23 protein-coding genes and 1 pseudogene are annotated in these 25,560 nt (G+C 65.4%); 19 read left to right on the forward strand and 5 right to left on the reverse strand.

Annotated elements, in window-relative coordinates; translation table 11 throughout:
• Positions 1-37 precede the first annotated feature (37 nt).
• The 7 genes and pseudogenes from AYB31_RS17130 to AYB31_RS17160 all read left to right on the forward strand — a co-directional run bounded on the left by AYB31_RS17130 (position 38) and on the right by AYB31_RS17160 (position 8,708).
• Positions 38-2,299, forward strand: a complete 2,262-nt coding sequence (locus AYB31_RS17130) for a beta-agarase (RefSeq protein WP_068829933.1) — start codon at positions 38-40, stop codon at positions 2,297-2,299.
• A 128-nt stretch (positions 2,300-2,427) separates the two neighbouring features.
• On the forward strand, positions 2,428-3,573 hold the full coding sequence (locus AYB31_RS17135) for a serine hydrolase domain-containing protein (RefSeq protein ID WP_068829934.1): 1,146 nt from the start codon (positions 2,428-2,430) through the stop codon (positions 3,571-3,573).
• A gap of 139 nt (positions 3,574-3,712) precedes the next feature.
• Positions 3,713-4,240, forward strand: a pseudogene (locus tag AYB31_RS17140) (OmpA family protein); the annotation flags it as partial.
• 45 nt (positions 4,241-4,285) lie between these two features.
• Positions 4,286-4,933 (forward strand): pyridoxamine 5'-phosphate oxidase, encoded by a 648-nt coding sequence (gene pdxH / locus AYB31_RS17145; protein ID WP_068829936.1) that lies wholly within the window; start codon positions 4,286-4,288, stop codon positions 4,931-4,933.
• Positions 4,934-4,960: 27 nt separating this feature from the next.
• A complete protein-coding gene (locus tag AYB31_RS17150) occupies positions 4,961-6,049 on the forward strand; it encodes a sugar diacid recognition domain-containing protein (protein WP_068829938.1) in 1,089 nt (362 codons plus the stop codon).
• Between the two features lie 141 nt (positions 6,050-6,190).
• The gene (locus AYB31_RS17155) at positions 6,191-7,549 is read left to right on the forward strand and encodes a GntP family permease (RefSeq protein ID WP_068829939.1); all 1,359 of its coding nucleotides are present in this window, start codon (positions 6,191-6,193) and stop codon (positions 7,547-7,549) included.
• Between the two features lie 22 nt (positions 7,550-7,571).
• Complete coding sequence (locus AYB31_RS17160; RefSeq protein ID WP_068829941.1) at positions 7,572-8,708, forward strand: glycerate kinase; 1,137 nt, start codon at positions 7,572-7,574, stop codon at positions 8,706-8,708.
• Here the strand turns inward: AYB31_RS17160 and AYB31_RS17165 are convergent.
• A complete protein-coding gene (locus tag AYB31_RS17165; RefSeq protein ID WP_068829943.1) occupies positions 8,705-8,947 on the reverse strand; it encodes a hypothetical protein in 243 nt (80 codons plus the stop codon). The two genes, AYB31_RS17160 and AYB31_RS17165, sit on opposite strands and share 4 nt — an antisense overlap.
• A 173-nt stretch (positions 8,948-9,120) precedes the next feature.
• Here AYB31_RS17165 and AYB31_RS17170 point away from each other — a divergent pair, with 173 nt between their 5' ends.
• From AYB31_RS17170 to AYB31_RS17210, 9 genes are all read left to right on the forward strand, one after another.
• Positions 9,121-9,585 (forward strand): glycine zipper 2TM domain-containing protein, encoded by a 465-nt coding sequence (locus AYB31_RS17170; RefSeq protein ID WP_068829945.1) that lies wholly within the window; start codon positions 9,121-9,123, stop codon positions 9,583-9,585.
• A 217-nt stretch (positions 9,586-9,802) separates the two neighbouring features.
• Positions 9,803-12,595, forward strand: coding sequence for a monovalent cation/H+ antiporter subunit A (locus AYB31_RS17175; protein ID WP_068829947.1), 2,793 nt, complete (start codon positions 9,803-9,805; stop codon positions 12,593-12,595).
• Position 12,596: 1 nt separating this feature from the next.
• Positions 12,597-12,926, forward strand: coding sequence for a Na+/H+ antiporter subunit C (locus tag AYB31_RS17180; protein ID WP_068829949.1), 330 nt, complete (start codon positions 12,597-12,599; stop codon positions 12,924-12,926).
• Positions 12,923-14,419 (forward strand): monovalent cation/H+ antiporter subunit D, encoded by a 1,497-nt coding sequence (locus AYB31_RS17185; RefSeq protein ID WP_068829951.1) that lies wholly within the window; start codon positions 12,923-12,925, stop codon positions 14,417-14,419. Before AYB31_RS17180 ends, AYB31_RS17185 begins: the two co-directional genes overlap by 4 nt.
• A complete protein-coding gene (locus AYB31_RS17190) occupies positions 14,416-14,919 on the forward strand; it encodes a Na+/H+ antiporter subunit E (RefSeq protein ID WP_068829953.1) in 504 nt (167 codons plus the stop codon). The genes AYB31_RS17185 and AYB31_RS17190 overlap by 4 nt, the downstream gene beginning before the upstream one ends.
• Positions 14,904-15,173: a K+/H+ antiporter subunit F gene (locus tag AYB31_RS17195; RefSeq protein ID WP_068829955.1), complete on the forward strand. Its 270-nt coding sequence runs from the start codon at positions 14,904-14,906 to the stop codon at positions 15,171-15,173. Before AYB31_RS17190 ends, AYB31_RS17195 begins: the two co-directional genes overlap by 16 nt.
• A gap of 9 nt (positions 15,174-15,182) precedes the next feature.
• Positions 15,183-15,515, forward strand: coding sequence for a Na+/H+ antiporter subunit G (locus AYB31_RS17200; RefSeq protein WP_068829957.1), 333 nt, complete (start codon positions 15,183-15,185; stop codon positions 15,513-15,515).
• Between the two features lie 130 nt (positions 15,516-15,645).
• Positions 15,646-16,551 (forward strand): DMT family transporter, encoded by a 906-nt coding sequence (locus AYB31_RS17205; RefSeq protein WP_068829959.1) that lies wholly within the window; start codon positions 15,646-15,648, stop codon positions 16,549-16,551.
• A 10-nt stretch (positions 16,552-16,561) separates the two neighbouring features.
• On the forward strand, positions 16,562-17,656 hold the full coding sequence (locus AYB31_RS17210) for a PLP-dependent cysteine synthase family protein (protein ID WP_068829961.1): 1,095 nt from the start codon (positions 16,562-16,564) through the stop codon (positions 17,654-17,656).
• On the opposite strand, the gene lapD is transcribed toward AYB31_RS17210, so the two are convergent.
• From lapD to AYB31_RS17230, 4 genes are all read right to left on the reverse strand, one after another.
• A complete protein-coding gene (gene lapD / locus AYB31_RS17215; protein WP_068829963.1) occupies positions 17,653-19,599 on the reverse strand; it encodes a cyclic di-GMP receptor LapD in 1,947 nt (648 codons plus the stop codon). The two genes, AYB31_RS17210 and lapD, sit on opposite strands and share 4 nt — an antisense overlap.
• 9 nt (positions 19,600-19,608) lie before the next feature.
• A complete protein-coding gene (lapG, locus tag AYB31_RS17220) occupies positions 19,609-20,307 on the reverse strand; it encodes a cysteine protease LapG (RefSeq protein WP_068829965.1) in 699 nt (232 codons plus the stop codon).
• A gap of 75 nt (positions 20,308-20,382) precedes the next feature.
• Positions 20,383-20,784: a YbaN family protein gene (locus AYB31_RS17225; protein WP_068829967.1), complete on the reverse strand. Its 402-nt coding sequence runs from the start codon at positions 20,782-20,784 to the stop codon at positions 20,383-20,385.
• A 9-nt stretch (positions 20,785-20,793) separates the two neighbouring features.
• Positions 20,794-21,381 (reverse strand): UPF0149 family protein, encoded by a 588-nt coding sequence (locus tag AYB31_RS17230; RefSeq protein WP_068829969.1) that lies wholly within the window; start codon positions 21,379-21,381, stop codon positions 20,794-20,796.
• Positions 21,382-21,510: 129 nt separating this feature from the next.
• On the opposite strand from AYB31_RS17230, the gene recQ reads away from it, so the two are divergent.
• The 3 genes from recQ to AYB31_RS17245 all read left to right on the forward strand — a co-directional run bounded on the left by recQ (position 21,511) and on the right by AYB31_RS17245 (position 25,313).
• Positions 21,511-23,658 (forward strand): DNA helicase RecQ, encoded by a 2,148-nt coding sequence (gene recQ, locus AYB31_RS17235; RefSeq protein WP_068829971.1) that lies wholly within the window; start codon positions 21,511-21,513, stop codon positions 23,656-23,658.
• 94 nt (positions 23,659-23,752) lie between these two features.
• Positions 23,753-24,757: a DUF2804 domain-containing protein gene (locus AYB31_RS17240; protein WP_068829973.1), complete on the forward strand. Its 1,005-nt coding sequence runs from the start codon at positions 23,753-23,755 to the stop codon at positions 24,755-24,757.
• Between the two features lie 121 nt (positions 24,758-24,878).
• A complete protein-coding gene (locus AYB31_RS17245; RefSeq protein ID WP_068829975.1) occupies positions 24,879-25,313 on the forward strand; it encodes a MarR family transcriptional regulator in 435 nt (144 codons plus the stop codon).
• The last annotated feature ends 247 nt before the right edge of the window (positions 25,314-25,560 follow it).

The raw sequence follows: 25,560 nt of genomic DNA on the forward strand, positions 1-25,560 counted from the left end.
TGTTGTCTACTTGGACATCTTCCGGAGTGCACGTTCGATGATTCGCCGTTCCTTGCCCCTCTTCTTCAGCCTGTTCTGCGCCGTTCCGCTCGGCGCAGTCGCCGCCAGCCAGACCACCTTGCTCAGCTTCGTCAAACCCACCGACGTGGTGAAGGTCGACAGCAGCGCTGCCAGTTTTCCCGAACTGACCGCCGAGCCCACGCCGGAGGGCGAGGTACTGCGACGCTTCACCTTCACGGCTGCCAAGCAGCCGAGTCTGCGCCTGTCGCCGCAGAAGGGCGACTGGGATTGGTCGCAGCAAGGCGCCATGAGCTTGCGCCTGCAGAACGCCATGGACTGGGCGATTACCCTGCATGTACGTATCGAAAGCCGTGATGGCAAGGTGCTCTACAGCCGTATCGACCTGCCGGCGGGCCCTGCACAGACCCTGTTGGTGCCGCTCGCCGCGACCTCGCCACTGGCCCGTGGCATGCGCGCCGGCCCGCCGATGCCGATGACCTTGCAGGGCCATCGTGTTCTGCTGGCCGAGACGGTGAGTGGCGAACTGACGCGCGACAAGGTCAGCGCCGTGACCCTGTCACTGGACAATCCCGACTCGCCGCAAAGCATTCTGCTCGGGCGCTTTGGTGTCAGTGACGATGATCTGCAGGCCAGGGCCTATAGTGGCCTGATCGATGCCTGGGGGCAGTACACCCGTGGCCAGTGGCCGGGCAAGATCGAGCAGGAGCAGCAACTGCGCAGTGCCGCTCAAGGCGAGCGCGAACAGCTCAAGGCCTGGTTGGGCGAGCGCCCGGCGCAGGACAAGTTCGGTGGCTGGCAGGGCGGCGCAAGTTTCGAGGCGTCGGGTTTCTTCCGTACCGAAAAGCGCGATGGTCGCTGGTACCTGGTCAGCCCGGAGGGCAATCCTTTCTATTCCCTGGGCGTCAATGCAGTCAGCGCCTGGCAGAGCCAGACCTATGTGGAAGGTCGTGAAGACATGTTCGCCAGTCTGCCGAAGGGCAGCGAAACGCTGTCGGCCTACTACGGCGAACGAGACAGCCGCAGCAGCAGCGGTGCCAACCGCGGTCGGGCCTTCGATCATGGCCGCTGGTTCGACTTCTACCGAGCCAACCTGCAGCACAGCTATGCCGAGCCGTGTCCGGCCGCACAGCCGCCACTGGCCGCGACTCCGGCTCCGGCCGAGCTGGCACCGTGCCCGCCACCGGGCTTCGATGATGTGCGTTGGGCCCAGCACAGCATTGATCGCCTGCAGGCCTGGGGCTTCAACAGCCTGGGTAACTGGAGTGACGACAGTCTGGTCGCTACCCGGCGCATGCCCTACAGCATCCCGCTGTCGATCTCCGGCGACTATGCCACCATCAGCACCGGGCACGACTGGTGGGGCGGCATGCCCGACCCGTTCGATCCGCGCTTCGCCATGGCGGCGGAACGGGCTATTGCCATTGCCACCCGTGATCGGCGTGACGACCCCTGGCTCCTGGGCTTCTTCGCCGACAACGAACTGGCCTGGGCGGCACCCGGCAGCGAGCCGCATGCCCGCTACGCCCTGGCCTACGGCACTCTGCGTTTGAGCACCGATGTACCGGCCAAGCGCGCCTTTCTCAAGCAGCTGCGCGACAAGTACCGCAATGAATCCGGGCTGTCCAAGGCCTGGGGCATCCAGCTCAAGGCCTGGGAGTTGATGGAAGATCCGGGGTTCGAAGCGCCGCTGCCGAGCGCCGAGTACCCGCAGATCGAGAAGGACCTGCAGGACTTCCAGCGCCTGTTCGCCGACACCTATTTCAAGACCATCGCCGACTCACTGGAGTGGCATGCCCCCAACCACCTGCTGCTCGGTGGCCGTTTCGCCATCGCCACGCCAGAGGCAGTGGCGGCCTGCGCTCAGTATTGCGATGTGCTCAGCTTCAACCTCTACAGCGCCGAGCCGCAGCAGGGTTACGACTTCGCCGCCCTGCGCGCGCTGGACAAGCCGCTGCTGGTCAGCGAGTTCCATTTCGGCTCGCGTGACCGCGGCCCGTTCTGGGGTGGCGTCAGCGAAGTGGCCCGCGAGGAAGAGCGTGGCCCTGCCTATGCCCGTTTCCTCAAGCGCGCCCTGGAAGAGCCGGCGATAGTCGGCGTGCACTGGTTCCAGTACCTGGATCAGCCTGCCAGCGGTCGCCTGCTGGATGGCGAGAACGGTCATCTGGGCCTGGTGGCCATCACCGACCGCCCATGGCAGGGCTTCGTCGAGGCGGTACGGGCGGCCAATCTGGCCGTGCCCAAGCAGTTGCTGGTGTCGCCGGTTGCCGCCAAACCGTGAGCCATGCCCTCTTTTCGAGGGCGATGGGCACCGTTGGTCTGAGGATGGCGATTGCGGCACTTGGCCAGGATTCACATGTGCTGCCTGGGCTGGAACAATGCCCGGCAATCAGACCGAGGAGTATGGGGTTGCTGATACAGGGCTATTTCGACCTGCGTTTCGAGGCGCTCAAAGACGCCTTCGCCGAACTGTTCGTTGATCCACAGGAGCGCGGTGCCGCGCTCTGCGTGCAGATCGGCGGCGAAACCGTCGTCGACATCTGGGCTGGCACATCCGACAAGGACGGTGCCCAGGCCTGGCACAGCGACACGATTCTCAACCTGTTTTCCTGTACCAAGACCTTCGCCGCCGTTGCTGCTCTGCAGCTGGTGGAGCAGGGCAAGCTGGAGCTGGACGCGCCGGTCGTGCGCTGGTGGCCGGAGTTCGCTGCCGCCGGCAAGGAGCGCATCACCCTGCGTCAGTTGCTCTGCCATCGCGCTGGCCTGCCGGCCTTGCGCCAGATGTTGCCGGCCGAAGCGCTCTACGACTGGCAGCAAATGACCAGCGCCCTGGCCGCCGAACAACCCTGGTGGGTACCTGGCGAGGCTCACGGTTATTCGCCCATTACCTATGGCTGGCTGATCGGCGAGCTGCTGCGCCGGGTCGACGGCCGTGGCCCGGGGGAGTCCATCGTCGCCCGTATCGCCCAGCCGCTGGGGCTGGATTTTCATGTCGGCCTGGCCGAGGAGGAGTTTCCCCGGGTCGCCCATATCGCCCGTAAGAAGGGGGAGATGGGCGATGCCGCCGCGCAGCGCCTGCTCAAGTGCATGATGAGCGAGCCGGAGGCGCTGAGTACCCGCGCCTTTGCCAATCCACCGTCTATTCTCACCAGCACCAACAAGCCGGAATGGCGACTCATGCAGCAGCCGGCGGCCAATGGCCATGGCAATGCCCGCGCCCTGGCCGGTTTCTACGCCGCCTTGCTCGATGGTCGCCTGCTGGAGGTGGAGATGCTGAACGAGATGACCCGCGAGCATGCCTGCGGCGACGATCTCACCCTGCTGACCCCGACCCGCTTCGGGCTGGGCTGCATGCTTGACCAGCCGGGCGTGGCCAATGCCACCTATGGCCTCGGGCGCAAGGCTTTCGGCCACCCCGGTGCGGGTGGCTCGGTCGGCTTTGCCGACCCCGAGCGCGAAGTCGCATTCGGCTTCGTCACCAACAGTCTCGGCCCCTATGTTTTGATGGACCCACGCACGCAGAAACTGGCGCGCGTGCTGGACCAGTGCCTATGAACCGCCACCTGGAAGACCAATAATGAGAACCCAAGCCCTCGTCCTGCTCAGCTGCATCAGCCTCGCCGCCTGCACCGGCTCTGCCGGTTGGTCCCAGGACAGTTCGGCCAAGCCCGTAACCAAGGTGGCCCCGAAGATCGACTACCAGGTCACCAATGCCTGGCTGGATGAATACGAGCCGCGTCTGAAGGAGGCCCTGAAGAACTCCCGCATGGAACTTGAGCGCCGCGAGAGCGTGCTGGTGGTGACTGCGCCGGTGGAGAGCTCGTTCAATCCGGACCGCCCGAGCATGCTGATGCCAGCGGTGCTTGGTCCTTTCACCAAGGTGGCCAAGATTCTCGAGAAGGATCCGCGTACCGCCGTGCTGATCCTCGGCCATGCCGACAGCAGCGGCCAGGTTGATAGCAACCGTAAGCTCAGTGAAGACCGTGCCAGGGCGGTGGCCTCGATCTTCCGCCTGAGCGGCCTGCAGCGTGATCGCCTACTGCTCAAGGGGGTCGGCTCCGACATGCCGCGTGCGGCCAACGACAGCGTGCAGGGGCGTGCGCTCAATCGTCGCGTGGAAATTGTCCTGACCCCGCAGCCGACGCTGGTTGCCCTGCTGGCCAAGTACAGTCAGCCGGCGCCAATGCCGTTGTCCCAGGCTGTCGCAGATCAAGGGAAACCGGCCAAGGCGCAGTAAGCTAGAGGGGTTCTGAATCAGGAGAGCTTCATGCCCCAGTCCCTTGCCGATATGCGTCGCGACTATGTTCGCGACGGCCTTAGCGAAGCCAATGCACCGGGCGAGCCTTTCGCCCTGTTTCGCCAATGGTTCGACGACGCGGTACAGACCGAGCAACTGCCGGTCGAGCCCAATGCCATGACCCTGGCCACGGTGGACGGTGAAGGCCGTCCGCATTGCCGGGTGTTGTTGCTCAAGGGGCTGGACGAGCGCGGTTTCACCTTCTTCAGCAATTACGACAGTGCCAAGGGCGAGCAATTGGCGGCCCGGCCTTATGCCGCCATGACCTTCTTCTGGCCGAGCCTGGAGCGCCAGGTGCGCATCGAGGGCCGGGTGGAGAAAGTCTCGGCGCAGGAGTCCGACGCCTATTTCCAGGTGCGGCCGCTGGGTAGCCGCCTCGGCGCCTGGGCCTCGCCGCAGAGCCAGGTGATCCGCGATCGCGCGGAGCTGGAAGGTTATCTGGCTGAGACGGAGCGGCGCTTCCTCGACAGTGCACCGCATTGCCCGCCGCATTGGGGTGGCTATCGCTTGCTGCCGGAACGCATCGAGTTCTGGCAGGGCCGTGCCAGCCGTCTGCACGACCGCCTCAACTACCGCCTGGTGGATGGCGACTGGCTGCGCGAGCGCCTGGCCCCCTAAACTCTGGCCTCCTTACGGAGGCCTCTCATGCTCGAACTCGACTCCACCCTGGCGCAGCACATCGTTGACCGCGCCATGGCCATCCTGCCGTACAACATCAATGTCATGGATGCCCAGGGCATGATCATCGGCAGTGGCGACCCGCAGCGCCTGCATACCCGGCACGAGGGGGCGCAACTGGTGCTGGCCAATCGGCGCGTAGTGGAGATCGACGAGCAGGCGGCTGCCTGTCTGCGTGGCGTGCGTCCCGGGGTCAATCTACCGCTGTTGCACGCCGAGCAGCTGATCGGCGTGCTCGGCATTACCGGTGCGCCGGAAACGGTGCGCCCCTATGCCGAGCTGGTGCGCATGGCTGCCGAAATGCTGGTCGAGCAGCGCCAGCTGCAGGCCGAGCGGCATTGGCAGCGCCATCAGCTGGAGGCCTGGCTGCGTCAGCTGTTCGATCCCGGCGTCGGCCTGGCTCAGCTGGCGGCCGAAGCGGAGCGCATCGGCGTGCAGTTAAGCTGGCCGCGGCAATTGGTGTTGCTGGAGCTGGATGGGGAGGGGGAACCCGGGCGCCTGCTCGCCGCGCTCGCCGGCAAGGGTGAGCAGTGTGGTCCGCTGGCGGCCCGTGAGTTGCTCTGGTGTCGACCCATGCAGAGTGGGCGTGACGATGTCGCCTGGCTGGAGCAGGCCGATGGCCGTAGCTGGGGTGTGCGGCGTCTGTTGCTCAGCGATGCGCTGGAGGATCTTGCCGAGCTGCGCGAGGCCGCCCTGGCCCTGCGCGAACTCCAGGCTTATGCGCGCACGCACAAGCCGCAGGGGCGCCTGCTACGCCTGGAACAGCATCGATTGCAGGCGCTGCTGCATGGCCAGCGCCACAGCTGGTCGCTGCAGCGCTGGCTGGCGCCGTTACGCCAGGTGCTGGCCCAGGATGCGCAAGGCCAGCTTCGCCAGACCCTGGAGGCCTGGTGCCGGCATGACGGCCATCCCCAAGCCTGCGCCGAGGCCCTCGGCATTCATCGCAATACCTTGCGCTATCGCCTGGAACGGGTCGCCGAGCTGAGTGGCCTGGATCTGGCGCGCCGCGATCAGCGGCTACTTTTCACCCTGGGTTTGGAGCTGCTGGAGGAGTAGCTCGGTTTGTGCGTTCGCACAGATTTATGGGTTGCAGGCTGTTCTTGCTTGGTGCGTTCGCACGGCGCTTCGCTTGTCGGCCCTGGGCCACAATGGAGCGCCTCGTGGCATTCATACCCATAACAACAAGAGGAATCGGTCATGGCTCTGGTCCTGATCCTGGTGGCGCTGATCGCGTTCATCGTGCTTTCCACCACTCGTCTCAAGCTGCATCCCTTTCTTGCTCTGCTTGCCGCGGCATTCGTCGCCGGCTTCGCCTACCAGCTGCCCAGCGGCGAGATCGTCAAGACCATCACGGCCGGTTTCGGCGGCATCCTCGGCTACATCGGCATCGTCATCGTGCTCGGCACCATCATCGGGGTGATCCTCGAGCGTAGCGGCGCCGCGATCACCATGGCCGAGACGGTGATCAGGCTGCTCGGTGAGCGTTTCCCGACCCTGACCATGTCGATCATCGGCTATCTGGTGTCGATCCCGGTGTTCTGCGACTCCGGTTACGTCATCCTCAACTCGCTGAAGAATGCCCTGGCGGCGCGCATGAAGGTGTCTGTGGTGGCCATGAGCGTGGCCCTGGCTACCGGCCTATACGCCACCCATACCTTCGTGCCGCCGACTCCGGGGCCTATCGCCGCTGCCGGCAACCTGGGGCTGGAGTCCAGTCTCGGTCTGGTGATCGGCGTCGGTCTGCTGGTGGCCATGGTCACGGCCCTGGCGGGCATGCTCTGGGCCAATCGTTTCATCGGCAAGGACATTGCCCTCGAGGACGATGGCCAGCCACTGCCGGCCGCCGAGGATTTCGCCGAGCTGAAAGCCCGCTACGGCAAGCTGCCGAGTGCCTTCCAGGCGTTCGCGCCAATCTTCGTGCCCATCCTGCTGATCTGCCTGGGCTCCATTGCCGCCTTCCCGAGCAAGCCGCTGGGCGAGGGCGCGCTGTTGAGCGTGCTGAGTTTCCTCGGCCAGCCGGTGGTGGCGCTGCTGGTGGGCCTGGCACTGGCCTGCACCCTGCTCAAGAGCGCCGACAAGCGCAAGGAGCTGCATGATCGTGTCGCCGAGGGTCTGTTGGCGGCAGCACCGATTCTGCTGATCACCGGTGCCGGCGGTGCCTTCGGTGCGGTGCTCAAGGCCACCCCGCTGGGCGATTACCTGGGCAGTACCCTGTCGGCCCTGGGGATCGGTCTGTTCATGCCCTTCGTGGTCGCCGCTGCGCTGAAGAGTGCCCAGGGTTCGTCCACCGTGGCGCTGGTCACCACTTCGGCACTGGTCGCACCGCTGTTGGGCCAGCTCGGCCTGGACAGTGAAATGGGTCGGGTGCTGACGGTCATGGCGATTGGTGCCGGGGCCATGACCGTATCGCATGCCAACGACAGCTTCTTCTGGGTGGTGACCCAGTTCAGTCGCATGCCGGTGGCGGTGGCTTACCGGGCCCAGACCATGGCCACGCTGGTCCAGGGTATCGCCGGTATCATCACGGTCTGGCTGCTCAGCCTGGTGCTGCTGTAACTCTTTGCCAAGGTTGTTGTAGATGAAGATTGTCGTTGCGCCCGATTCCTTTAAAGAAAGCCTCAGCGCCCCGGAGGTGGCCGCAGCCATCGCCCGGGGCTGGCAGCGGGTGTTCCCCGCGGCCGAAATTCTGCTACGGCCGATGGCCGATGGTGGCGAGGGTACGGTGGATGCGGTGCTGGCCGCCTGCGGTGGCGAGCGCCGCGAGCTGCGGGTAAGCGGTCCGCTGGGTGAGCCTGTAGTGGCGCACTGGGGCTGGTTGGGCGACTCCACTGCGGTGCTGGAAATGGCGGCAGCCAGCGGCCTGCACTGGGTGCCGCAGCAGCAGCGCGACGCCACCCAGGCTAGCAGCCATGGTACTGGCGAGCTGATCCGTGCGGCGCTGGATGCCGGCGCCCGGCGCATCATCTTGGGCCTTGGCGGCAGTGCCACCAACGATGCCGGTGCCGGTCTGCTGCGTGCCCTCGGTATGCGTTTCCTGGATGCTCAAGGTGTCGAGCTGGAGCCGGGTGGTCTGGCCTTGGCGCGATTGGCGCGCATCGATTCGAGTGGCCTCGACCCGCGTCTGCTGAGCGTGAGCGTGGAGGTGGCTGCGGATGTCGACAACCCGCTGTGCGGGCCGCGTGGCGCCTCCCATGTGTTCGGCCCGCAGAAGGGCGCGAGTGCGGCTCAGGTGCTGGCACTGGATGCGGCTCTGCAGCACTTTGCCCAGGTGGTGGCCGCCACTCTGGGTGAAGACCACAGCGGTTTTCCCGGGGTCGGTGCCGCCGGTGGCTTGGGCTTTGCCGCACGGGCCTTCCTGCGGGCGCAGTTTCGTCCGGGTATCGCACTGGTGGCGGAACTGTCCGGCCTGGCCGAAGCGGTGCAAGGTGCCGATCTGCTGATCACCGGGGAAGGGCGGCTGGATTCGCAGAGTCTGCATGGCAAGACCCCGGTGGGGGTGGCGCGTATTGCCCGCGCTGCCGGTGTGCCGGTGATCGCCCTGGCGGGCAGTCTGGGCGATGGCTATCAGGCGCTGTATGAGGCCGGTATCGACGCGGCGTTCAGTCTCAGTGCCGGGCCGCAAAGCCTGGCCCAGGCGATGGCGGGGGCGGCGGCGGAGCTTGAGGCGCGCAGTTGCGACCTGGCGCGGCTGTGGCGTCTTGCCAAAGGCGCTTAGCCAGCGTTCTGCAGATAGTCCTTGGCAGCCTGGTGCAGCCAGTCTTCCAGGTGGCGCCGGGGAATACCCTGGCGCTTGGCCTCTTCCAGGCATTGCAGCAGGTGGGCCTGCATCGCCGGGTCACCGGCGGCGATGGACAACGCCAGGTCACGGTCCATCCAGCGGCGGATGAGGCGATACAGCCAGCCGTGAAAGACCAGGCCGGCCAGAGTGGCGACGGCGACGATGAAATAGTCCATGTGCGGTGTTCTCCCGAGAGTCTCGGCATCCTGCGCCAGTCTGATGCGCCGGGAAACCTGACCCGATGTCGCACCCGGCCTCTACACTGTGACTGTCTACATGGAGTTTGACTGGGCAGATGACAGGTTGCAGTTGTCGCTGTCTAATAACTGCCTCACTCGGAGAGAAACCTATGCGTAAATCCAATTTGCTCACCGCTTCCGTCGTCGCCCTGGCTCTGACCCTGGGTGGTTGTGTTTCCAACCTGAGCGGCGACAGCTATAGCCGCGACGAAGCGCGCAAAGTGCAGACCGTGCGCCTGGGCACCGTCGAGATGCTCCGTCCGGTCAAGATCGAAGGCACCAAGACCCCCATCGGCGCGGGTGCCGGTGCCGTGGTTGGTGGCGTGGCGGCCAGCGGTATCGGCAATGGCCGCGGCTCGGCGGTAGCCGCTGTGATCGGCGCGCTGGCCGGTGGCCTGCTTGGCTCCATGACCGAAGAAGGTCTGACCCGTACCCAGGGCGTGGAAATCACCGTGCGTGAAGACGACGGAACCCTGCGTGCCTATGTCCAGCAGGTGCAGGAGAACGAGATCTTCCGGGTTGGCGATCGGGTGCGCATTATGACGGTCGACGGCACCAGTCGCGTCGCCCACTGATCCAGGCAGGCCCGGCACTCACCGGGCCTTCTGCTTTCTGGCTCTATCGAATCCGGTAGGCAGATAAGTTCTGGTAATAATTCATCCATGACTTGCCCCGTTCAGTCATGGATAATCGGCGCAATAGTCCTGCGCTGACAAAGGCTTAGCAGCGCAAATGGAAGCCTGATTTGCCCCGCTCATATCCTTGCTCGGGGTTCGCGGAAAGGGGAGATTCATGGAGCTGCTGCTCATCGTCGGCTTGCCGTTTATTGGCGCTCTCCTGCCTATTCTTTGTGACCGTTTCGGGCGCTTGCCTACCACGTTGGCGGCAGCTCTGGCTCCGTTGCTGGGCCTGGGCTGGCTGTTGGGGCTGGCGCCTCGGGTTTTTGCTGGCGAGCGCCTGCTGGTGTCTTACAGCTGGTTGCCCGAGCTGGGCCTCAATCTCTCGCTACGCCTCGATGGCCTGGGCTTTCTGTTTGCCCTGCTGATCCTCGGCATCGGCCTGTTGGTCATCATCTACGCCCGCTACTACCTGTCCGAACGTGAACCGGTAGGGCGCTTCTTCTCCTATCTGCTGCTGTTCATGGGCGCCATGCTCGGTGTGGTGCTGGCGGAAAACCTGCTGTTGATGATGGTGTTCTGGGAGCTGACCAGCCTGTCGTCCTTCCTCCTGATCGGTTTCTGGGGCAACCGTGGCGATGCCCGCAAGGGCGCGCGGATGGCGCTGGCGGTGACCGGCGGTGGCGGCCTGGCATTGCTGGCCGGGGTGCTGTTGCTGGGGCAGATCGTGGGCAGCTTCGAGCTCAGTGCAGTGCTCGCGGCCGGCGAGCAGATCCGTGCGCATGCCTTGTATCCGGTGGCGCTGGTGCTGGTGTTGCTGGGGGTGTTCACCAAGTCGGCCCAGTTTCCCTTCCATTTCTGGCTGCCCCACGCGATGGCCGCACCGACGCCGGTGTCGGCCTATCTGCACTCGGCGACCATGGTCAAGGCCGGGGTATTCCTGCTGGCACGCCTGTATCCGGCCCTGAGTGGCTCCGATCTGTGGTTCTACCTGGTCAGCCTGACGGGGCTGGCGACCCTGCTGGTCGGCGCCGGCATGGCTCTGTTCCAGCACGACCTCAAGGGCCTGTTGGCTTACTCGACCATCAGCCATCTGGGTCTGATCACCTTGCTGTTCGGCCTCGACTCGCGCCTGGCGACCGTGGCGGCGGTGTTCCACATCATCAACCACGCCACCTTCAAGGCGTCGCTGTTCATGGCGGCGGGGATCATCGATCACGAGACCGGCAGCCGCGACATGCGCCGCATCAACGGTATGTGGAAATACCTGCCGCATACGGCGGTGCTGGCGATGGTGGCCTCTTCGGCGATGGCCGGGGTGCCGCTGCTCAATGGCTTCCTGAGCAAGGAGATGTTCTTCGGCGAGACCCTGCAGCAGGACCTGTTGGGCAGCTTCAACTGGGTGATCCCGGCGGCGGCGACCCTGGCCGGGGTGTTCTCGGTGGCCTATTCGCTGCGTTTCATCCACGACGTGTTCTTCAACGGCGAGCCGATCAACCTGCCCAAGTTTCCACCTCACGAGCCACCGCGCTACATGAAGGTGCCGGTGGAAATCCTGGTGTTCCTCTGCCTGCTGGTGGGCATGCTGCCGGGCTATACCGTGGCTCCGCTGCTGGCGGTGGCGGCTCAGGCCAGTCTCAACGGGCCCTTGCCCGAATATGACCTGGCCATCTGGCATGGCTTCAACCTGCCGCTGGCGATGAGCTTCGCCGCTTCTCTGGGCGGCATTCTGGTCTATCTGTTCCGCCAGCCGCTGTTTCGCTGGTATGCCGGCCTGCCGGAAGTGGATGCCAAGGACGTATTCGAGCGCGCCGTGCGTGCCCTGGTGTCGCTCAGCCGGCGCATCACCGCGTTGCTGGAGAGCGGCTCGTTGCAGCGTTACCTGGCGCTGATGCTGCTGGCTGCCCTGGTGGTGCTGGTCAGCGGACTGTCGCACCTGCCGCGTTTTACCGGCTCGCTGGGCCTGTCACCTGTGGATGGCCCGGGGCTGATGGGCGGCACCGTGCTCTGCGTGGCGGCCCTGCTGACGGTGATCTTCCATCGTCAGCGCCTGGTCGCGCTGCTGATGCTCAGCGTGGTCGGCCTGCTGGTGTCGCTGGTGTTCGCCCGCTACTCGGCGCCGGACCTGGCGCTGACCCAGCTGTCGGTGGAGGTGGTGACCATCATCCTGCTGATGCTGGCGCTGTACTTCATGCCGTCGCACACCCCGGCCGAGAGCAGCAGCCTGCGCGGTCTGCGCGACTTCATCGTGGCCGTCGGCTGCGGCAGCGTGGTGGCGTTGCTGGTGTATGCCGTGCTGACTCGACCACTGCAGAGCATTTCCGATTTCTTCCTGGAAAACAGTGTGCCGGGCGGCGGCGGGACCAACGTGGTCAACGTGATTCTGGTGGACTTCCGCGGCTTCGATACCCTGGGCGAGATCAGCGTGCTGGCCATCGCCGCCGTGGGCATCTACGCGCTGCTCGATGGCCTGCGCCTGTACCAGCCCCAGGCCGACACCGCCGGACATCATTGGGCCCGTGACCGGCACCCGCTGTTCCTTTCCACGCTGTCGCGAGTGCTGTTGCCTCTGGCCCTGCTGATTTCCGTGTTCATCTTCCTGCGTGGCCACAACCTGCCGGGGGGCGGTTTCATCGCCGGCCTGATCACGGCCGTGGCGCTGATCCTGCAGTACGTGGCCAACGGTGTGAGCTGGACGCAGAGCCGCCTGCCGCTCGATCACCAGCGCGTGGCCGGTGCCGGCGTGCTGCTCGCCGGCCTAACCGGGCTGGGTAGCTGGCTGTTCGGCTACCCCTATCTGACCACGGCTTTCGGTCACTTCCACCTGCCGTTGGTAGGTGAATTCGAGCTGGCCACGGCCATGCTGTTCGACCTCGGCGTGTACCTGACCGTGGTCGGCGCAACCCTGACGATTCTCGCCAGCCTGGGCAAGTTGACCCGTGGCAATAGCACCGAGGAGCTGCTCTGAGATGGAAGCCTTGTTCGCCCTGGTTCTCGGCGTGCTCACTGCCAGCGGCGTGTATCTGCTGCTGCGCGCCCGTACCTTCCCCGTGGTGATGGGGCTGACCCTGCTGTCCTATGCCGTCAACCTGTTCCTGTTCGCCATGGGGCGCCTGCACAGCGGCGTGCCGGCGGTGATTCGCGAGGGCGCGCGCTACACCGATCCGCTACCGCAGGCGCTGGTACTGACCGCGATTGTCATCGGCTTCGCCATGACCGCGTTCGTCGTGGTGCTGGCCCTGCGCAGCCTGGGTGAGCACGACAGCGATCATGTCGATGGCGGGGAGCGCGGCCGATGAACCATGCGTTGATCCTGCCGGTCCTGATTCCGCTGTTCGCCGGCAGCCTGCTGCTGTTGGCAGGCAATCTGAGCATGCGCCTGCAGCGCGGGCTGTCGCTGCTGGCAACCCTGGGGTTGTTGCCGGTCAGCCTGTGGCTGGTACAGCTGGCCGGTGAGGGCAGCCTGCAGCAGTACGCCCTGGGCAACTGGGCGGCACCGTTCGGTATCGTCCTGCTGCTGGACCGTCTCAGCGCGTTGATGCTGATGCTCACCGCCGTGCTGGCGATCTTTGCCCTGTTGTATGCGGTGCGTGGCGATGACGAGCGTGGGCGCAGCTTCCATGCGCTGTTCCAGTTCCAGCTGCTGGGCATCAACGGTGCCTTCCTCACCGGTGATCTGTTCAACCTGTTTGTGTTCTTCGAGATCCTGCTGATCGCCTCCTATGCGCTGCTGCTGCATGGCGGGGGGCGCGAACGGGTACGCGCCGGCCTGCACTACGTGGTCCTCAACCTGCTGGGCTCGGCGCTGTTCCTCATCGCCGTCGGCACCCTTTACGGTATCGCCGGCACGCTGAACATGGCCGATCTGGCGCTGAAGATGGCCGCCGCCGGTCCCGACCAGGCGCCGATCCTGGCGGCGGCCGGGTTGCTGCTGTTGCTGGTGTTCGGCCTCAAGGCGGCCTTCCTGCCGTTGTATTTCTGGCTGCCGAGCGCCTACGCCTCGGCCAGTGCGCCGGTGGCGGCGTTGTTCGCCATCATGACCAAGGTCGGCCTGTACTCGATCCTGCGGGTTTACACCCTGGTCTTCGGTAGCGCTGCCGGCAGCCTGGCCAACCTGGCTCAGGACTGGCTCTGGCCGCTGGCGCTGCTGACCCTGGCGGCGGGCGTGTTGGGTGCTCTGGCCGCCGCCAGCCTGCAGCGGCTGATCGCCTATCTGGTGGTGGTGTCGGTGGGTACCCTGCTGGCCGGCCTGGCCATTGGTACGCAGGCGGCGCTGCAGGCTTCGCTTTACTACTGGTTGCACACCACCTGGGTTTCGGCGGCGCTTTTCCTGCTGGCCGACCTGGTGTCGCGTCAGCGTGGCGAGAAGGCCGGCGATCTGGTGCAGGGGCCGGCGCTGGAACACCCGCGCCTGCTCGGCGGTCTGTTCTTCCTCGGCGCCATCGCGGTTGCCGGCCTACCACCGCTGTCCGGTTTCCTCGGCAAGCTGCTGCTGTTGCGAGCTGCAGGCGAGGGACAGCATGCCCTGTGGCTGTGGCCGCTGCTGCTGATCGGCGGGTTGGCCACTCTGATCGCCCTGAGTCGGGCGGGCAGCACGCTGTTCTGGCGCGTAGGTCTGCATCAACTGGACAGCTCGGAGCTGGATCGGGGGCGCCTGCTGGCCTGCGTCGGCCTGTTTCTGCTCAGCCCGACGCTAACGGCACTGGCTGCGCCGGTGCTGGCGTACCTGGGCGCTACCGCTGCGCAGCTGCATGACCTGAACGCCTATCTGCTCCTTGGAGGTGGCCGATGAGAACCTGGCGCTGGTTGCCTCATCCGCTGCTGAGCCTGTTCCTGCTGCTGGTCTGGCTGCTGCTGGTCAACGACTTCAGCTTCGGCCACATGCTGCTAGGGGCCTTTCTGGGCTGGGTGATCCCGCTGATTTCCCAGCTGTTCTGGATCAACCCGCCTCAGGTCGCCCGGCCCTGGCAGCTGTGCCGTTTCCTGCTGCTGGTACTGTGCGACATCATCGTCGCCAACCTGCAGGTGGCGCGTCTGGTGCTCAATCCGCTGGCGCGTCCGCGCCCGGCCTTCGTCGAAGTGCCGCTGGAACTGACCGATGAGCTGGCGCTGACCATGCTGGCCAGCATCATCTGCCTGACGCCGGGCACGGTGTCCGCCGACCTCAGTGCCGACCGCCGCACTCTGCTGCTGCATTGCCTGGATATCGGCGACGAAGCGGAGCTGGTGGCGCAGATCAAACAGCGCTACGAACGACCACTGCTGGAGGTGTTCGCATGCTCACCTACGTGATTCCCCTGTGCGTCACCCTGGTCGGCCTTGCACTGCTGCTGACCCTGGTGCGGCTGATTCGCGGGCCGAGCATGCCGGATCGCATCCTCGCCCTGGACACCCTGTACATCAACGCCATTGCCCTGATCGTGCTGCTCGGCATCTGGGAAGGTTCCGACCTGTATTTCGAGGCGGCCCTGCTGATCGCGGTAATGGGCTTCATCGGCACCGTGGCGGTTACCAAATACCTGCTGCGTGGCGACATCATCGAATAGGAACGACGGATGAATCCCTGGATCGAAGCACTGGTCGCTTTCTTTCTCCTGGCTGGCAGCCTGTTCACTCTGGTCGGCGCCATCGGCCTGGTGCGCCTGCCGGACTTCTTCACCCGCCTGCACAGCCCGACCAAGGCCACCACGCTGGGCGTCGGGGGGCTGGTGATCGCTTCCATGCTGTTTTTCGGCGTGGGCGAGGAGGGGGTCAGCCTGCACGAACTGCTGATCACCCTGTTCCTGTTCATCACCGCGCCGGTCAGCGCGCACATGCTGGCCAAGGCCGCCATGCAGCAGAAACTGCCGGTGGACCCGAGCACCCGCGGCCGACCCTGGGAGGAATGAGCCCCGGCGGCTGGCCAACGGGGTTGAAGTCGGTTCTGTCGTTCTGCTGAGGCACAGTTTTCGCTGCTTGCTGTGTCTGTCGCCGCTTGCGTTCAGCCCCTAGACTGAGGGTTTTGTGGCGGAGGTGAAGATGGTCCGGCAAGCCCGGATGTTTGCCATGGCTTGCCTGGTCCTGGCCATGGCGCTGTGGGGCAGTTCCTTCATCGCCCTCAAGCTGGCCTTTGCCGAGCTGCCGCCGATGTGGGTGGTGTTCGGGCGCATGGCCATCGGCAGCCTGGTGTTCCTGCTGGCCTGGCGCTGGCGCGGGCGGCTGGAGTATCGCCGGGGCGACTGGCGCTACCTGCTGGCTCTGGCGGCCTGCGAGCCCTGCCTGTACTTCATCTTCGAGGCCCTGGCGCTGCAACACACCAGTGCTTCCCAGGCCGGGATGATCACCGCGCTGCTGCCCTTGCTGGTGGCCATCGGCGCCTTTTCCTTCCTGCGTGAACGCATCGCGGTGACGACCTGGGCCGGTTTTCTCCTGGCCGTGGTCGGCGCGCTGTGGCTGAGTCTGATTGGCGAGGCGGACCCCAGCGCACCGGCGCCGCTACTGGGCAACTTCTACGAGCTGCTCGCCATGCTCTGCGCTACCGGCTACACCTTGCTGCTGAAACGGCTTTCCGAGCGTTACTCGGCCTTTGTTCTCACCGCCATGCAGGCCTTTATCGGTGCCTTGTTCTTTCTGCCGCTGGCGCTGGTGACCGAGCCGCTCCCGGTGGCGTTCAGCACCCAGGGCGTTGTTGCAGTGCTCTATCTCGGCCTGTTGGTGACGGTGGGCGCCTACGGTCTATACAACTTCGGTGTCAGCCGCCTGCCGGTCAGCCAGGCTTCCGGCTTCACCAATCTGATTCCGGTGTTCACCCTGGTGTTCGCCGCACTGTTTCTCGGCGAGGGCTTGAGCCCGCTGCAGTATGCGGCGGCAAGCCTGGTATTCGCCGGTGTCGCGCTGAGCCAGTGGCGCGACAGTACACCGGCCCCGGCCGGCATTCTCGATTGAGGACTTTTGCATGACTGACTCAAGACAGTGGGCCCGCGAAGCGGTGCGCATCATCGAGGCGGACTTCCAGCGCAGCGCCGACACCCACCTGATTCCCCTGGCGCTGCCCGGCCTGCCGGGCGTCGAGCTGTATTTCAAGGATGAGTCGAGCCACCCCACCGGCAGCCTCAAGCATCGTCTGGCGCGCTCGTTGTTCCTCTATGCCCTGTGCAACGGCTGGCTCAAGCCAGGGGCGCCGGTGATCGAGGCCTCCAGCGGTTCCACGGCGATCTCCGAAGCCTATTTCGCTCGTCTGCTGGGCCTGCCGTTCATTGCCGTCGTGCCGGCTGCCACGGCCCAGGAAAAGCTGGCGCAGATCGCCTTCTATGGCGGGCGCACGCACCTGGTGGACGATCCCACGCAGATCCATGCCGAATCCCTGCGCCTGGCTCGTGAAACCGGCGGCCACTTCATGGACCAGTTCACCTATGCCGAGCGCGCCACCGACTGGCGGGCGAACAACAATATCGCCGAGTCGATCTTCCAGCAGATGCGCCACGAGTCGTTCCCCGAGCCGAACTGGTTGGTATCCAGCCCGGGTACGGGGGGCACCCTGGCGACCCTCGGCCGCTACGTGCGCTATCGCCAATACGCAACCCGCGTGCTGTGCGCCGATGCCGAGCGCTCGGTTTTCTTCGACAGTTACGTCAGTGGCGATCGCAGCCTGACCCTGGGCTGTGGCTCGCGCATCGAGGGCATTGGCCGGCCGCGGGTGGAGCCGTCCTTCATGCCGGAGGTACTGGATGCCGTGTGCAAGGTGCCTGATGCCCTGTCCCTGGCGGCCATGCATTACCTGGCGCAACGCCTGGGGCGGCGCGTCGGCGCCTCCAGCGGCACCAACCTGGTCGGTGCGCTGCTGGTGGCACAACGCATGGTCGAGGCAGGCGAGCGCGGCTCGGTGGTGACGATTCTCTGCGACGGTGGCGAGCGTTACGCCACCAGTTACTACGACGACGCCTGGCTGCAGGGACAGGGCTTCGCCCTGGCCGCGCTGATTGAGCAGGTACGCGCCTGCGCCGAGGAGGGCGCGGCGCTGCCCGAACTGCAAAGCCTGTTCCGCAGTTAGCCCTGCCAGGGTGCCGGAGCGCCGATCAGACGCCCCATGGCGCCATGGATGCCGAGCTCGGTGAGCACCGCGAGTTCGCCTTCGGTCTCTACCATCTCGCCGATCAACGGCAGGTCGATGCTGTTGGTGGCGCGGAAGATGGCCTCGATGAACACGCGCTTGTCGTCTTCCTGGTCGATGCTGCGGATGTAGCTGCCGTCGATCTTCAGGTAGGCAAGGCCCAGGTGGGTGAGGTTGCCGATCAGGCTGAAACGTCCGCCGAAGTGCTGCAGCCCCAGGTTGAAACCGGTTTCGCGCACTCGTTGGCTGAGTTTCTCCAGCTCGGCGGCGGGGGGCAGGTGGCGCTCGTCCAGTTCCAGGGTCATCAGCTCGCCCTGCTCGGTATGCGCCTTGAGCAGTTCCAGCAGTTTGTCGAAGTTGGCGGGTTCGCGCAGGGTGGCGGCGGACAGGCTCAGCGCCAGCGGCTGCGGGTGCCGGCTCAGGTGCGCCAGGCTGTGTTCGAGCATGGCCAGGTCGAACCGCGCGGTCCAGCCCAGACGCTCGATCCAGGGCAGGAAGCGGCCGGCGGCAATGGCCTCGCCCTGCGGGTCGAGCAGGCGCGCCAGGACCTTCTGGTGAATGACCTGGTCGCGCGCGACGCATTCGGCCACGGGCTGGAAGTACAGCTGCAGCTTGCCCTGGTTGAGGGCCTCGTCGATCCACTTGCGCCAGTCATGCTGGCCCTGGCCGGGCAGGGCGTTGAGGTCGTCCACGCGCTCCCAGGGTTTGTCTGCATGCGACTGTGCCTGCGCCAGAGCCTGGTCGGTCCGGGCGATCACCGTCTGGATTTCCTCGCCCGGTTTGAATGCGGCGATGCCCAGGTGGGCGACCGGCGTGCAGTCGCTGGCGCCAGTCTGGCGCAGGCTTTCCAGACCCTCGGTAAGGCCCTGGGCCAGGCGGTCGGCGTCGTCGCCGGAGAGGCCCGGGGTCAGCAGGGTGAATTCGCCACCGCGGCTACGTGAGGCCAGCCAGTCCGGGCTGCCGCGCTCGGCCAGCAGGCGCTTGAGAATTTCACCGATGGCACCGATCAGTTCGTCGGTCTTCTGCCCACCGAGGCGCTGGTTGAGGCCGCCCAGGTCGTTGACCCGCAGGAACATCACATAGCCTTCGGCATTCTGCTCGGTGATGGCGAGCTGGCTGGCCAGCTTGATGTCGAACAGCCGACGGTTGGCCAAGCCCGTCAAGGTGTCCTGGTAGGCTTCCTCGCGCAACTTCTCGCTGCGCGCGGCCTCCTCGGCGAAAAGCTGCTTGAGTTTCTCGACCATCTGGTTCATGGCCAGGACGACGCGCTTGAGCTCTGGCGTGCGCGGTACTCGCGGCAGGGTGAGGAATTCGCGACGGGTGATGGCCTGGGCCTGCTGCACCATGTTGTCCAGCGGGCGCAGCTGGGTACGCAGCAGCCAGCCGCCGAGGATGGCACTGACCACGCCGCACAGCAGCAGCCAGAGCAGGCTGCCAATGGCGCTGTCCCACAGTTTGGCCAGGGCGAATTGCGGATGGCTGAGCACCTCGACCCGCGCTGCCTGCTCCCAGCCACGCATGATCAGCGCATCGCCCCCCTGCGGCTCCAGGTTGACCAGGTCGACGAACCAGGCCGGCACTTTGTCGGACGTGACGGTGGTGCGCCGCTCGACGATGACCTCGTCGCCGGGGATGCGGACCACGCGGATGGTGGCGAAGTAGCCGCTGTCGAAGATCGAGCTGACCATCAGCTCGATCATTGCCGGGTCGTCGACGTGCGGTGTCATCGACAGACCGAGGGCGGTGGCGGCGTCCTGGGCATGAGAGCGCAACTGGCTGAGCAGCTGCTCGCGCGAGCTTTCCACGCCGGAGATGAAGCTGCCGGTGAAGGCCACCACGAGGAACAGGCAGATGGCGAGAAATAGCTGTTTCAACAGGGACATGATCTTCTCCTAGCCCTCTCCGATGTCGAATCCTTCGGCGCGCATCTTCTTCAGCAGGTCCTGCCAGCGCGAGAGTTTCTTGGTGTCGCTTTTCTTGCCGGTCTGTCCCGGCAGATAGAGCCCTTCGGCATTGAAGGCGTAGACCGGCAGCAGATCCTTGCGTTGGGAGGCGGGGCGGATTTCGCCGATCAGGTTGTCCAGTACCAGCGGTTCGGCACCGGGGCTGGCGTAGTAGGTCAGCACCATGTGCGCCTGGTTGTACTTGAGCGCCTTGACGTAGGTAATGCGCAGTCTTTCCGAGGGGACGCCGAGGCGGCGCAGGGTGAAGTACTTGGCGATGGAGTAGTCCTCGCAATCGCCGGCACCCTTGACCAGCGCCTCGATCGGGGTGGCCCAGTAGTCGTTCTGGCGCCAGTTGCGGATGTCGTCGGAGAAGCGGAACTGGCGGTTGAAGAAGCGATTGACGCTGGTCAGCTTGTCTTTCTCGGCAAGGTTTTCGCTGGCGCGGATCAGCTCGTCCCAGGCCTGGATGCGGCCCTTGGCGGGGCCCAGGTTGCCGTAGCGTTTTTCGGCGTTGCCGAGGATCAGGTCGAAGTTCCAGTTGGCGCGTACGGCCAGGGCCAGGAGGATCAGCAGCAGAGTGCCGAGCAGTGGCGGCACCGCCGATAGGCGCCTGGTTCGTCCCTGGACACGCGGCCGCAGCTGCATCTGACTTCTCCCGAGGAAGGTGGGAGAAGTGTAGGCAAGCCGGTGGCGCTTTGCCGTTTTCGCTGCACTAACCGATCAGCGGCTCGGCAGGGTCTTCTGGCGCAGGATGTAGAGGCTGACCAGCACCGCGCTGGTCAACATGAAGGCACGTGCCCAGGGCATCGGCACCAGGTAGCAGGACAGGCCGATGCTGGCCCACATCAGGCCGATGGCGTAGACCTTGCCCTTGAGCGGGATGCCGTTGCCCTCCAGGTAGTCGCGAATCCACGGACCGAGGTGGCGGTGGTTGACCAGCCACAGGTAGAAACGCCGCGAGCTGCGCACGAAACAGGCGGCGGCCAGGAGCAGGAAGGGGGTGGTCGGCAGCACCGGCACGAAGATGCCGATCACGCCGAGCACGACGCTCAGCCAGCCGACCACCAGCAGCGTGTAGCGCACGCTGCGGTAACGGCTTTGCTGGATATCGGCGTGCGCCATAAGCGCGACTTAGTGGTGACGAGGCTTCAGGAGTGCGGGCTTTTCTTCCGGTGCCTGGCAGAGCAGGAACAGGGCGGTCAGCAGCTCGGGGATCTGATCGACCATGCTGTCCACCAGCTGGCGGTCGCGGGCGATTTCGGCGAATTCCGGCTGCTCGTCGAACAGGCCGGAGGCGACCATGATCGGCAGTAGCAGTTCGCTGACTTCGTCCTCGGAGTCTTCGAACCACACCGCCTCGCGCAGGAAGACGCCTTCCATGAAGCCGATGCACCAGCCACGCAGGTCGGAGTCGTCCGGGTCGTCGCCAAGGTCGAGGTCGCAGGGGATTTCCGGCTCGTCGTCGCTGGCCAGCTGGCGGGCGATGTGGCTCTTGAGCAGGTGCAGGGTGATTTCCACCTCTTCGCGCTCGATGTCGCTGCGGTAATGCGGTGGCTCGGCGAACAGGGCGTCGATCCATTCGCGCTCGGGCACCTGCTCGGGGCAGATGGAGAGGGCGGTCAGGTAACCGTGTGCGGCCACGTAGTCCAGGGCCTCCTCGTGCAGATCATCGGCATCGAGAAAGGCTTGCAGGCGGGACAGTTGCTCGGCGAAGGACATCGTGGGGTTACCTTGAGTGAGTAAACATCGCGATTCTAGTCGTCTCGCCTCGCAAAAGCACGGCCGACGGGCGATGGTCTGACCTAGCTGTCGCTCGCGTATACTTCGCCGCTCGCAACGGAGACCGGCATGCTCGACCAGGCACCACAACGCAGCGCACGCAGCATTCTCAAAGACGTATTCGGCTACGACGCCTTCCGCGGCAACCAGGCCGCGATCATCGAGCGCGTGGCCGCTGGCGGCGATGCCCTGGTACTGATGCCCACCGGCGGCGGCAAGTCGCTGTGTTATCAGGTGCCGGGCCTGCTGCGTGACGGCCTGGCGGTGATCGTCTCGCCGCTGATCGCGCTGATGGACGACCAGGTCGCCACCCTCGACGAACTGGGCGTGGCTGCCGTGGCGCTCAATTCCACCCTGAGCAACGACGAGCAGCGCGAGATCGCCGAGCGTATCCGCCGCGGTGAGATCAAGTTCCTCTACCTGGCCCCCGAACGCCTGGTGCAGCCACGCATGCTGGCTTTCCTGCAGAATCTGCAGATCGCCCTGTTCGCCATCGACGAGGCGCACTGCGTGTCGCAGTGGGGCCACGATTTCCGCCCGGAATACCTGCAGCTGGGTCAGCTGGCCGAGCTGTTCCCCGGCGTGCCGCGCATCGCCCTGACCGCCACGGCGGACAAGCGCACCCGCGAGGAGATCGCCCAGCGCCTGCATCTGGAAAATGCCGAACGCTTTCTCTCCAGCTTCGACCGCCCGAACATCTTCTATCGCATCCAGCCCAAGGATCAGCCGCGCAAGCAGCTACTGGCCTTCCTCGCCGCGCGCAAGGGCGATGCCGGCATCGTCTATTGCCTGTCGCGCAAGAAGGTCGAAGAGGTGGCCGAGTTCCTCAGCGCTCAGGGCTTTCCGGCGCTGCCTTACCACGCCGGCCTGCCCAGCGACCTGCGCGCCTACAACCAGAAGCGCTTCCTCAACGAGGAAGGGCTGATCATGGTGGCGACCATCGCCTTCGGCATGGGCATCGACAAACCCAACGTGCGCTTCGTCTGCCACCTTGATCTGCCCAAGAGCCTCGAGGCCTATTACCAGGAAACCGGCCGCGCCGGCCGCGACGGCCTGCCGGCGGATGCCTGGATGGCCTACGGTCTGCAGGACGTGATCTTCCTCAAGCAGATGCTCAGCAACTCCGAGGGTGACGAGCGCCACAAGCGCGTCGAGCAGCACAAGCTGGACGCCATGCTGGCCCTCTGCGAAGAAATTCGCTGCCGGCGCCAGGCGCTGCTGGCCTATTTCGACGAAGACCTGCCGCAGCCCTGTGGCCATTGCGACACCTGCGTCGATCAGGTGCAGACCTGGGACGCCACCGAGCCGGCACGCCAGGGCCTATCGGCCATATACCGCAGCGGCCAGCGCTATGGTGTCGGTCACCTGGTGGACATCCTGCTGGGCCGCGACAACGACAAGATTCGCGCCGTTGGGCATCAGCACCTGCCGGTGTTCGGGATCGGCAAGGCGTTGAGCGAAGGCGAGTGGCGCACCCTGTTCCGCCAGTTGGTGGCGCGCGGCCTGGCCGATGTCGACCTGGAAGGCTATGGCGGCCTGCGTCTGTCCGACAGTTGCCGCCCGCTGCTGCGCGGCGAGGTGACCCTGGAGCTGCGCCGCGACCTCAAGCCGCAGCAGGCGGCCAAGGCTTCCGGCAGCAGCGCCAGCCAGCTGGTGCGCGGCGAGGAACGCGAGCAGTGGGAAGCCCTGCGCACCTTGCGCCGCAAGCTGGCCGAGGAACACAGCGTGCCGCCCTACGTCATCTTCCCCGACTCGACCCTGCTGGAAATGCTGCGCAGCCAACCGCGCAGCCTGGACGAGATGGCGCGGGTCAGCGGCGTTGGCGCGCGCAAGCTGGAACGCTATGGCCAGGCCTTCCTCGAAGTGCTCAACGGCGCTGGCGAGGGCGAGGCGCCCAAGGTGGTGCAGGACCTGCGCCACGAGCTGGTCAGCCTGGCCCGCGCGGGCATGACGCCGGCACAGATCGCTAGCCAGCTGAACTGTGGCGAGAAGAGCGTGTACAACATGCTGGCCGAGGCCATCGGCCGCCAGCAGTTGTCCCTGGAGCAGGCGTTGGACCTGCCGGAAGAGCTGCTGGGTGCGATTCAGGACGCCTTCCTCGATGGGGAGGGCGAGTTGCCGCCGGTGGCCGCCATCGTCGAGCAGTTCGCCGGCCAGGTGCCGGAGGGCGTGCTGCATTGCGTGCGGGCCGCGTTGCAGGCCGAGTTCGAGGTGTAACTGGCCGCAACCGCCACCCGGGCTGGCGCGAATCGTCGCTTTCAGCCGCCGGTGCGGCTGCTAGCATCGCGGCTTTCCCTTGCCGGAAGCTCTCATGGACCGACTGATTCAGGCCAATGGCCAGCCGCACTACGGTATTTTTCCCGCGGCGCCGGGCGAGGTTAACTGGTGCGATTTCGACTTCCGCTCGCCCATGGGGCGCCGCCGTGGTGCCCTGGCCAAATGGCGGCGCTATCACCAGTTCCAGTATTTCGGCCTGGTCAGCGACGAACTGATCGGCGGCTGTGCCCTGGCCGACATCAGCCTGCTCACGGCGGGCTTCGTCTACCTGTTCCAACCGGCCACGGGGCGCATGATCGAGCGCCAGTTTCGCAAGCCGCTCGGGCTCGGCACTTCCTTCTCGACGCAGCCGAATGGAGGGGCCTGCGAGCTGCGCAGCGGCGCCAACCTGCTGCGCCTGGACAACCAGGGCGCCAGCAAGCAACTGCTGGTAGAGCTGGACGACGGCACGCGGATCGAGGCGAGTTTCTCCGAGGAGCAGTTCCAGCCCATGTGCATCTGCACGCCGACGGCGGCCGATGGCTGGGTCTATGCGCAGAAGGTCGCCGGGGTGCGCTGTCAGGGGCGGGTGCAGAGCACCCTCGGCGATTTCGACCTGGCCGCCCTGGATGCGTTCGCCCATCACGACTGGTCTGCCGGCTATATGCGCCCGGAGACGCACTGGAACTGGGCCTGCCTGTCCGGCCTGGTGGGCACGACGCGGGTCGGCCTGAACCTGTCCTGCGGGGTCAACGAAACCAGTTTCAGCGAGAACTGCTACTGGCTCGATGGCCAGCTGCTGCCGGTCAGCGGCGTGCATTTCCAGTTCGAGCGTGACGACCCGTTGCGGCCTTGGCGCATCGTCTCCGGCGATGGCCAGGTGGAGCTGGAGTTTCGCGGCCACGGCCTGCACCGCGAGCACCTCGACCTGGGCCTGCTGGCCAGCAACTTCAAACAGGTTTTCGGTTGTTTCCAGGGCACTCTACGGCCGCCGGGGCGAGCCGAACTGCGTATCGACAACCTCTGGGGCTTCGTCGAGGATCAGTACGTGAAATGGTGATGCCAGGCTTGGCGCGAACGAGCGACGGGGTTATGGTTAGGTGACTAATAATTAGGTTTTTCTGCTGTCCACACGCATCCGGGGATGTGGAGAGCGGCAAGAACCAGCTGAGAGTCCCGTCATGCACAAGTTCGCCCATCACAGTTTCGGTATGCAGTTGGCTCAGCTTTCCCGCGCCTGGCGCGCGGAGCTGGATCGGCGCCTGTCCGGGCTAGGTTTGTCCCAGGCCCGCTGGCTGGTGCTGTTGCACCTGGCCCTGCTCAAGGAACCACCGACCCAGCGCGAGCTGGCGCAGACCGTGGGTGTGGAGGGGCCGACCCTGGCCCGCCTGCTCGATGGCCTGGAGGCCCAGGAACTGGTGCAGCGCATTGCCGTGCCGGAGGATCGCCGGGCCAAGAAGGTGGTACTCAGCGCCAAGGCGCGACCGCTGATCGAGCAGATTGAGAGTATCGCCCAGCAACTGCGCGCCGAGCTGTTCGCCGGTATCAGCGAAGAAGACCAGCGTCTGTGCCAGGAGGTGCATGCACGCATCCTGGCCAATCTGGAGCGTTCCTGAGGCTCTTATCTCTTTGGGTTGTTTCAGTCTTCTGAGTTATCTCCAATTCGACTGAGCACTGGTTGGCGTTTGTGTGGCGGCCTTCATATGCTGGCCATATGCCTGCCAGTTCTGTACATGCGTACCAGGTCATCTGGCCGGCATTTTCGTTGCCGGGTCGCCAGGGATCGCCTCTCGACAGTTGTTGCCTCACGCGCCGAGCCAATCAGGGAATGCACGCTACGAAGCAGAGCGGGCGCGTGCGAGG

Source organism: Pseudomonas sp. BMS12, assembly GCF_001592875.1.
GTDB lineage: Bacteria > Pseudomonadota > Gammaproteobacteria > Pseudomonadales > Pseudomonadaceae > Aquipseudomonas.